Here is an 8265-nt window from a genome sequence, read left to right as displayed (position 1 = left end):
GCTGTAGCACTGGTGATTGGCCAGCTCATCTATCGCCGGGTCATTGGTCTTGGCCTGGTATCTGTGCTCGGTGTGGCGGCGCTGTATAGCCTGATTTACGTGGGTCCCATGGTTCCCGTGACCCTGCCCGATCAAGTCATGGGGCTTTCGGCAAACGCCAGCTGGATACTGATGTTGTTTGCGTATGCTGCGGTGGCCTCACTGCTTCCCGTCTGGATGCTCTTGCAGCCCCGCGACTACATCAACGGCCTGCAATTGTTCGTTGGCCTGATCCTGCTTTACGGTGCTGTCCTGCTCGGTAACCCCCAGGTTGTTGCGCCGATGATCAACAGTGACGTTCCTGCCGGCACGCCCTCCCTGTTACCGCTTCTGTTTGTCACCATCGCTTGTGGCGCCATCTCCGGCTTCCATGGCCTGGTCGCCTCCGGCACCAGCTCCAAACAGCTCGACAAGGAGACAGACGCCCGTTTTGTAGGGTATTTCGGTGCTGTGGGCGAAGGCGCACTGGCACTGGCAGCCATCATTGCCGCCACCGCCGGTTTTGCCTCCCTGGCTGACTGGCAGGCGGTATACACGGCCTTTGGTCAGGGCAGCCTGACCGCCTTTGTGGATGGTGGCGCCAATATTCTTGCCAATGGCATGGGCATGGATGTGGGCGTTGCCGCCACCCTGCTCACCGTGATGGCGGCCCTGTTTGCCGGCACCACCATGGACACCGGTCTGCGCCTGCAGCGCTATATTTTCCAGGAATGGGGCGAAATCTATCAGCAAAAATGGATGACGCGGCCTCTGCCCGCCACGCTACTGGCCGTAGTCAGCTGCCTTCTGCTGGCGTTTGGGGCAGGCGGTGCCGATGGCTCCGGCGGCCTGCTGATCTGGCCGTTGTTCGGCACCACCAACCAATTGCTCGCCGGCCTCACCCTGCTGGTGATTACCATCATGCTGGTGAAACGCGGACGTCCGGCCATTTATACCCTGGCGCCGCTGGTTTTCCTGCTGGTGATGACCCTGTTTGCCCTGCTGATGCAGCTGAAAAGCTTCTACGAGAAGGAAGACTGGTTCCTCCTGGGGCTGGACCTTGTTGTATTGGTGGCGGCCCTGCTGGTTACGCTGGAGTGCACCGCAGCCCTCAAGCGCGCCTTCAAAGCGCCACCGGAGCCTCTGTAATGGCAACGCCGGCACAATGGCTCAAACGCATCAGCGATCTCGGGGCGCAGTACTACAACGCCCCCTATCGCGCCGCCATTGCCCGCGCCAAACGGGATGAAGAGGACCTGTTCATGCTGCTGGTCTTCTCGGAAATGATGGGGGTTCCCAACCCGGCAGCCTGGAGCACACTGGAATTGCAGCCCCTGCTAATGGAGCGCTTTCATGAATGGCACACCCGCATGGGCATGGAGCGCTCCCCCCTTGATCACTTTCGCTGCTGCTGATGGCTGACACCGACACCACCGCACAGCTTGAGCTTGATCTGGATGCCCTGCTCGCCTCCCGCACCCTGCTTATGGTGGGCGGCAAGGGCGGCGTGGGCAAAACCAGCACCGCCTCCGCCCTGGCCATCCGCGCTGCCGACCAGGGCCGCAAGGTGTTGCTGGTCTCCACCGATCCGGCCCACAGCCTGGCGGACGCCTTTAACCGCCCCATCGGCAAGTCGCCCACTTGTCTGGCGCCGGGACTGACCGCCCTGGAGCTGGACCCGGATGACGAAGTCGAGGCCTACCTGGACCGGGTCAGCGCCCAGATGCGCCGCTTTGCCACTCCAGACCAATTCCGCGAGCTGGACAAGCAGTTACGCCTCAGCCGTCAGTCCCCCGGTGCGCAGGAAGCTGCGTTGCTGGAGCGCATCTCGCGGCTGATTGATATCGACAGCCGCGACTACGACCTGTTGATCTTCGATACCGCACCCACCGGCCACACCTTGCGGCTGCTAAGCCTGCCGGAAGTCATGGCCGCCTGGACCCAGGGCCTGCTGCGTCACAGCGACAAGGCCCGCAAACTGGGCCAGGTGTTAGGCCACCTGACACCAGACAAGAGTGTGGACAGCCCCCTGCAAGATCCCACCGACCATGCCACCGCAGGCCTGGACCCACGCAGCCAGGAAGTGGCCGATACACTGATCGCCCGTCAGCGATTGTTCCACCGCGCTCGCCGGCAACTGTCTGACCCTGCGCAAACCGCTTTTGTCTTTGTGCTGACCCCTGAACGACTGCCCATTCTCGAGACGCAACGCGCCGTTGCCTCCCTGACAGAAAATGACATCCCGGTGGCGGGCGCCGTGGTTAACCGGGTGCTGCCGGATGCCACAGACAGCGCGTTTTTCGCAGCCCGCCATGCACGCCAGCAACGGCACATGGATGAGCTGGCACACGCTTTGGGCGCGCTACCTCGCAAGGACTTGCCACTGCAGGAAGATGACATTCAGGGACTGGAGGCAATCCGGACATTTGCAGGATTGCTCGGCAATGGGGATCACTGAGCTTCAACCACAAGCGTATTGCTTGCGTGTTGCGTGAACCGTGTCGCGGCCGCAGAGCGGCACAAAAAAAGCCCGCACTCATCAAGTGCGGGCTTTTTATTTGGCGGAGGGGGTGGGATTTGAACCCACGGACGGTCTCCCGTCGCCGGTTTTCAAGACCGGTGCATTCGGCCACTCTGCCACCCCTCCAAGGTGGCAGCAATAATACATGAGCAATAAGACCAGTCAACGTCGAAGCCACAATACCGTGCACGACTGGTTGAGTTTTGATCGCCGAGCGGACCCGTTCAGCTCAATCGGAATAACGACGAAAGATGCGCTGCTTGGCGCGCTCGTATTGCGCCTGGTTGATAGCCCCTTCCTGCATCAGCCGGCGGTGCTCTGCCACTTCTGCCGCCAGCCGCTCTTTCCGGTCGGGCAAAAGGGCCCAGGCTCGTTCTCCCCGTAGCTGCAGCGCGCCAAGCACCTTTTCAAAGCGCTTTCTGTCTCCACGCTGATCAAACAGGTCGAACATCACCAACCGCCCGTTACGGGTATAGAACAGCAGGCGTCGGGAGGAGCCCCGCAGGCAAATGCCGAGCCCCAGCAAGGACACTCCCAGCGCTGCCAGCGCGGCAACGGTCTGCCCCACGGCCAACAGGAGCCCGGCAACAATGAGCGCCAGCAGGGCAACACTCAGGGACCGCCAGGCAATTTCACGATAAGCATTCGGCGAGCCCGCCAGAAACGCCAGATTGATAATCCGCGTTACCTCACGCCGCCCCCGCTGCTCCGTCCATTCCAGGTAGCGGCCATTGAACAGGACGATCCGGCGTTGCCGACCCAGCAGCCGGTTTTTCTGTTCGAAAATCAGCTCATGGCGACGCGATGCCAACTCAGGCACCCGCAATAGATCTTCGTATAGAGAATGCCGGCCCTGTACCGCTGCCAGCTCGATTTGCTCACTTTCAGTGGCAGCCAGCGATAATGCACCCATAACGCCCCCTCGGCTTAAATTCAGGCATTTTCAGTACGAAAATAGTATTACGCACTTGCCTTGCCATCCCGAGATAAGGGTCACAAAAGTGCACATCCATGGTTGCCAATGATCCCCACGGGATGACCAGGCACTTTCTCATGGCGAAAAGCCGGTTTAACGCTTGATTTTGGCCTCCTCGCCCTTATGATCACAGGAACAATTGGCAAGGATGAGTGATATCATGAATAACCCGACCAACCCCTACTCCGCCCCCCACCAGCACGGTGTTGCCGTTTCCGGGGAGCGCGCGGCCCAGGTACTGAAAAACACCTATATGCTGCTGGGGCTGTCACTCGTTGTGGCAACCGGCGCGTCCTGGTTTGCCATGGCCAGCAACATCGGTTTCGTTAACGTCTGGCTGACCATCGGTGTCTATTTTGGTCTGTTATTCGCCACCAACGCGCTGCGCAACAGCGCCTGGGGCATTCTGGCCGTCTTCGGCCTGACCGGCTGGCTGGGTTTCACCACCGGCCCGATCATTAACATGTACGCCCAGATCCCCGGCGGCATGGAGATCGTAACCACCGCTCTGGCTGGCACTGCCGGTATTTTCGTGGCCATGTCGGCCATTGCCCTGGTCACCCGCAAGGACTTCAGCTTCCTCACCAACTTCATCATGATCGGTATTCTGGTGGCGTTCGGGGCAAGCATCGCCAACATCTTCTTCGCCATCCCGGCGCTGAGCCTGGCGGTATCTGCTGCCTTTGTGCTGCTGTCCTCCCTGCTGATCATGTGGCAGACCAGCGCCATCATCCACGGCGGTGAAACCAACTACATCATGGCGACGGTGACCCTGTTCGTTTCCATCTACAACCTGTTCATGTCCCTGTTGCACCTGCTGACAGCTCTCAGCGGCAACGATTAATGCGATTCTCGCTACTGGTCAACGCGGCGGCGGATTCCGCCGCCGCGTTGACCGCCCTGCATACTGCTCAAGCCCTTCTCGACACCCCCGATCACCAACTCCACTGCCTGTTCTTCTACCGGGATGCCGTGCATCTGGCGAACCGTCATGCCTGGACCGGTGATGGCACCCAAGCCAATGCCGCCCAGCAGTGGCAGCACTGGCTTGCCCGTCATGATGTGAATGCCGTGGTTTGTGTGGGCGCCGCCCAGCGTCGGGGCATTGTCGCCACCGACACGGACAACACGCTGGCGGAAGGCTTCTCTCTTGCGGGACTGGGGCAATGGGCGGAGGCCCTCATCAGCAGCGATCAGGTGATTCAGTTTGGCTAACCATACCCTCTACATCGCCACCGGCAGCCAACCCTTTTCCAGCCAGTTCCAGGAGATGCTCGACATGCTGCTCACCGGTGCAGCGTTCGGACAGGCCACCACCCTGTGGCTTACGCCCCCGGCTCTCGCTACGCTGAAACTGTGCCCCAACGACACCCTGATGCAGCTCGCAGACTTCGGTGTGCGCTGCGTGACCGAAAAACCGGGACGCGAGGAAAACGCCCCCCCCGCACCCTGCCCGGTGAGCGCCGACCCGCTTGGGCATGATGAACTGCTATCATTACGCACCCAATGCGATCAGATTCTGGTGTTCTGATGTTGCACCTGCTTGGCTTTTCCCCTGACGATAACAACACGCACCAGCGCTTCTCGGCGCTTTACACCCGTGGCGACATTTGTGTCTTCACCGATGCAGGCCTGTTACTTGCATCACAGCTGGAGCTGAAAGGAGATGGCTACCTGCTGACGCATTCATCCTTACAACTCCCGGACAGTGCCCTGCCGGTGATAGATCATGCGGGTCTGATCGCACTGATCGCCGAACACGGCCCGTGCACCAGCTGGTATTGAAACGCCTCTACGTACCATTCTTCACGCAACACGCCTTAAACCCGATGAGATGGAATCATGACTGAACATGCTTTTGCGCCTTTCGTTCGCACCCTGGGCCGCGGCAAACGCGCCCGCCGCAGCCTCACCCGCGAAGAAGCCCGTGAGGCCATGCAGGCCATCCTCGACGGAAACGTGGAAGATATTCAGCTGGGCGCTTTCCTGATGCTGTTGCGGGTAAAAGAAGAAACACCGGATGAGCTGGCCGGGTTTCTTGATGCCTGCCGACCCGCCTGCTACCAGGCCCTTGCCGAGCTGCCCCATGTGGAACTGGACTGGCCCAGCTATGCCGGCAAGAAAAAGCACCACCCCTGGTACCTGCTGGCAACAGTGCTATTGGCCACCAACGGCATCCGCACTTTTCTCCATGGCGGACCGGCGCACACGCCCAATCGCGTGTATACCGATCAGCTTCTGCCGCAACTGGGCCTGCCCGTTGCGCAAACCGTCGCCGAAGCGCACGCACACCTTGAGGAACAGGGGCTGGCCTACCTGCCCCTGGAACAGTTCTGCCCGCCACTGGCACGAATACTCACGCTGCGTTACTTCCTGGGCCTGCGCTCACCAATCAACACCCTGGCCCGCAGCCTCAACCCTGCCCGGGCACCACTCTCCATGCAGAGCGTTTTCCACCCGGCTTATATCGAACTGCATCAAGGGGCGGCAAAGCTGGCCGGTGATCGGGACCTGCTCCTGTTCAAGGGAGAAGGGGGCGAGCTGGAAATCCGCCCGGATGCACGCACGCAAATCCAGGGCATCCGTCACGGCAAGCCACTGGAAAGTGCCGTGATCGACAACGCCCTGCCCCGGCAAACGCCACCGGGCGATCCCGGTGCGGACACAATTCTGCGGGTATGGCGCGGCGAAAGCCGTGATGAATACGGCGAACAGGCCGTTATCCATACCGTGGCCGTAGCCCTGTGGGGCCTCGACAAGGCAGACTCTCTGGAGAGTGCGCGCAAAGACGCCGTAGCACTGTGGGAAAACCGCGATAAGACACGGCTTTAACCGATGTCGGATTACGCTTTTCAGGGTTTGAACCAACCAAACCTGGGATGCAGGCTGACCACGCTGCCAACGATAATCAATGTCGGCGCGTGGATCTCCCGCCCTTCGATATCGTCCGCTAGCTGATCCAGAGTGCCGGTAATGACCTCCTGCAGATTGGTCGTGCCCCGTGACACCAGCGCAATCGGCGTATCGCCCGAACGGCCATGGGCGATCAGCTGGCTGCAGATTTCCCGCAAGCCCACCAGCCCCATGTAGAACACCACGGTTTCGTGCTCGCCAACCAGATGCTCCCAATCCAGATCCACCGAACCATCCTTGCGGTGTCCGGTCACAAAGCGCACAGACTGGGCATGATCACGATGTGTCAGCGGAATGCCAGCATAGGAAGCACAACCACTGGCGGCGGTAATGCCCGGCACCACCTGGAAGTCGATGCCCTCAGCCACAATCAGGTCAATTTCTTCGCCACCCCGGCCGAAGATGAACGGGTCCCCGCCCTTGAGGCGGCACACCTTCTTGCCCTGCTTGGCATAATGGACCAGCAATTCATTGATGTTGTTCTGGGGCAGCGCGTGTTTATCGCGGGCCTTGCCCACGTACACCAACTCCGCATCCCGGCGGGCCAGATCCACGATACCCTTGCCCACCAAGCGGTCGTACAGCACCACGTCGGCTTTCTGCAGCAGGCGCAACGCCCGGAACGTCAACAGGTCCGGGTCACCGGGACCTGCACCCACCAGGTAGACCTCACCCCGACTCAGGCAGGCCGCATCAGCGGATTCAATGGCCGCAGCCAGCATGGCTTCCGCTTCGCTGTCCTTGCCAGCCAGCACTTTCTCCACCACCGGGCTATCCAGGGTCTGCTCCCAGAACAGGCGCCGCGCGCCGATATTATCGAGTTTTTCTTTGAGGGGCTGACGGAAGCGGGCCATCAGGTCCGCCAGCCTCCCCCAACGGGCAGGCAAGGACGATTCCAGCTGGGCCCGCAGCTTACGCGCCAGTACCGGCGAGGCGCCGGAGGAGCTGATACTGATCAGCACCGGAGAGCGATCCACGATGGCAGGAAAGATGAAATCGCCCAGCGACGGATCATCGACTACATTGACGGGCAAACCACGCTGTTGCGCCTGGCGGGCAATGTCGGCATTGGTGCTGCGATCGTCCGTGGCGCAAATGACCAGCGCAACCCCATCCAGATCCGTGCTCGCAAACACACGATCCATACAGGCGCCGCCACTCTGCGCCACAATAGCGCGCAATTCATCGCACACTTGCGGGGCAACCACATTCACTACCGCACCCGAACGGTGCAGAAGGCGCCCTTTACGCAGCGCCACTTCGCCGCCGCCAGCCAGCAGAGCCACTTTGCCCTGCAAACGCCAACTGATCGGTAAAAATTCCATGCTTGCTCCCGGTAAACGCCGGACACCAGATGCATTACGCCTGGCGCAAACGGCAGAACCCCTTCGTTACAGGTTTGCCATAGGCGAACACCCATTGCCGCATCCGCCGCCGTTGCGCCAGAACAGCCTTACGTCAGGCGTTCCAGACCTCTCATGTAGGGACGCAATGCCTCCGGCACGGTCACGGAACCATCTTCGTTTTGATAGTTCTCCAGAATCGCCACCAGCGTACGCCCTACTGCCAGGGCAGACCCATTCAAAGTGTGTACCAATTCTGGCTTGCCGGTTTCCGGATTACGCCAGCGGGCCTGCATACGGCGCGACTGGTAATCCTGAAAGTTGGAGCAGGAAGAGATTTCCCGATAGCGCTGCTGGCTCGGCAGCCAGACTTCGATGTCGTAGGTTTTGGACGAGGAAAAGCCCAAATCTCCGCCACACAGGATCACCACCCGGTAAGGCAGATCCAGTTTTTGCAAAACCGCTTCGGCATGGCCGGTGAGCGCTTCCAGAGC

At 60.5% G+C, this 8265-nt stretch carries 11 protein-coding genes and 1 tRNA gene; 8 read left to right on the top strand and 4 right to left on the bottom strand.

What is annotated here, in order from left to right; genetic code table 11:
* The 3 genes from A3754_RS04770 to A3754_RS04760 form a co-directional block, all read left to right on the top strand.
* Window positions 1–1167: carbon starvation protein A (locus A3754_RS04770; RefSeq protein WP_063518969.1), on the top strand; the 1167-nt coding region annotated here is incomplete at its 5' end.
* The gene (locus tag A3754_RS04765; RefSeq protein ID WP_063518967.1) at window positions 1167–1433 is read left to right on the top strand and encodes a cory-CC-star protein; all 267 of its coding nucleotides are present in this window, start codon (window positions 1167–1169) and stop codon (window positions 1431–1433) included. The genes A3754_RS04770 and A3754_RS04765, both read left to right, overlap by 1 nt.
* Complete coding sequence (locus A3754_RS04760) at window positions 1433–2476, top strand: ArsA family ATPase (protein WP_063518966.1); 1044 nt, start codon at window positions 1433–1435, stop codon at window positions 2474–2476. The genes A3754_RS04765 and A3754_RS04760 overlap by 1 nt, the downstream gene beginning before the upstream one ends.
* 101 nt (window positions 2477–2577) lie before the next feature.
* Here A3754_RS04760 and A3754_RS04755 read toward each other — a convergent pair.
* Together A3754_RS04755 and A3754_RS04750 are read right to left on the bottom strand one after the other, a co-directional pair.
* Window positions 2578–2665: transfer RNA gene (locus A3754_RS04755), tRNA-Ser, on the bottom strand.
* A 103-nt stretch (window positions 2666–2768) separates the two neighbouring features.
* Window positions 2769–3452 carry a hypothetical protein gene (locus A3754_RS04750; RefSeq protein ID WP_063518965.1) on the bottom strand — a complete coding sequence of 228 codons (684 nt, stop codon included), beginning with the start codon at window positions 3450–3452 and terminating at the stop codon, window positions 2769–2771.
* Window positions 3453–3663: 211 nt separating this feature from the next.
* On the opposite strand from A3754_RS04750, the gene A3754_RS04745 reads away from it, so the two are divergent.
* Genes A3754_RS04745 through A3754_RS04725 form a run of 5 tightly spaced genes read left to right on the top strand, consistent with a single transcriptional unit; the run spans window position 3664 to window position 6347 of the window.
* Window positions 3664–4359 (top strand): Bax inhibitor-1/YccA family protein, encoded by a 696-nt coding sequence (locus A3754_RS04745; RefSeq protein ID WP_082872497.1) that lies wholly within the window; start codon window positions 3664–3666, stop codon window positions 4357–4359.
* On the top strand, window positions 4359–4730 hold the full coding sequence (tusD, locus tag A3754_RS04740; protein WP_063518964.1) for a sulfurtransferase complex subunit TusD: 372 nt from the start codon (window positions 4359–4361) through the stop codon (window positions 4728–4730). The genes A3754_RS04745 and tusD overlap by 1 nt, the downstream gene beginning before the upstream one ends.
* The gene (locus A3754_RS04735; protein WP_063518963.1) at window positions 4723–5046 is read left to right on the top strand and encodes a hypothetical protein; all 324 of its coding nucleotides are present in this window, start codon (window positions 4723–4725) and stop codon (window positions 5044–5046) included. The genes tusD and A3754_RS04735 overlap by 8 nt, the downstream gene beginning before the upstream one ends.
* Window positions 5046–5300, top strand: coding sequence for a hypothetical protein (locus tag A3754_RS04730; RefSeq protein WP_063518623.1), 255 nt, complete (start codon window positions 5046–5048; stop codon window positions 5298–5300). The genes A3754_RS04735 and A3754_RS04730 overlap by 1 nt, the downstream gene beginning before the upstream one ends.
* Before the next feature lie 57 nt (window positions 5301–5357).
* On the top strand, window positions 5358–6347 hold the full coding sequence (locus tag A3754_RS04725; RefSeq protein ID WP_063518962.1) for a glycosyl transferase family protein: 990 nt from the start codon (window positions 5358–5360) through the stop codon (window positions 6345–6347).
* 20 nt (window positions 6348–6367) lie between these two features.
* Here the strand turns inward: A3754_RS04725 and cysG are convergent, their stop codons facing one another.
* Window positions 6368–7753, bottom strand: a complete 1386-nt coding sequence (cysG, locus tag A3754_RS04720) for a siroheme synthase CysG (protein ID WP_063518961.1) — start codon at window positions 7751–7753, stop codon at window positions 6368–6370.
* A gap of 128 nt (window positions 7754–7881) precedes the next feature.
* Window positions 7882–8265, bottom strand: a 384-nt coding sequence (locus tag A3754_RS04715; RefSeq protein WP_304439808.1) for an aminoacyl--tRNA ligase-related protein, incomplete at its 5' end; no start/stop codon positions are given.

The organism is Alcanivorax sp. HI0083 (genome assembly GCF_001635175.1).
The sequence above is the reverse complement of the archived record's forward strand: the minus strand, read 5'-3'. Positions and strand labels throughout refer to the sequence as shown.

Coding starts and splice junctions, on each gene's coding strand:
- A3754_RS04725 (WP_063518962.1), top strand. CDS start 5,358: ATGACTGAACATGCTTTTGCGCCTTTCGTTCGCACCCTGGGCCGCGGC.
- A3754_RS04730 (WP_063518623.1), top strand. CDS start 5,046: ATGTTGCACCTGCTTGGCTTTTCCCCTGACGATAACAACACGCACCAG.
- tusD (WP_063518964.1), top strand. CDS start 4,359: ATGCGATTCTCGCTACTGGTCAACGCGGCGGCGGATTCCGCCGCCGCG.
- A3754_RS04765 (WP_063518967.1), top strand. CDS start 1,167: ATGGCAACGCCGGCACAATGGCTCAAACGCATCAGCGATCTCGGGGCG.
- A3754_RS04750 (WP_063518965.1), bottom strand. CDS start 3,452: ATGGGTGCATTATCGCTGGCTGCCACTGAAAGTGAGCAAATCGAGCTG.
- cysG (WP_063518961.1), bottom strand. CDS start 7,753: ATGGAATTTTTACCGATCAGTTGGCGTTTGCAGGGCAAAGTGGCTCTG.
- A3754_RS04745 (WP_082872497.1), top strand. CDS start 3,664: ATGAGTGATATCATGAATAACCCGACCAACCCCTACTCCGCCCCCCAC.
- A3754_RS04760 (WP_063518966.1), top strand. CDS start 1,433: ATGGCTGACACCGACACCACCGCACAGCTTGAGCTTGATCTGGATGCC.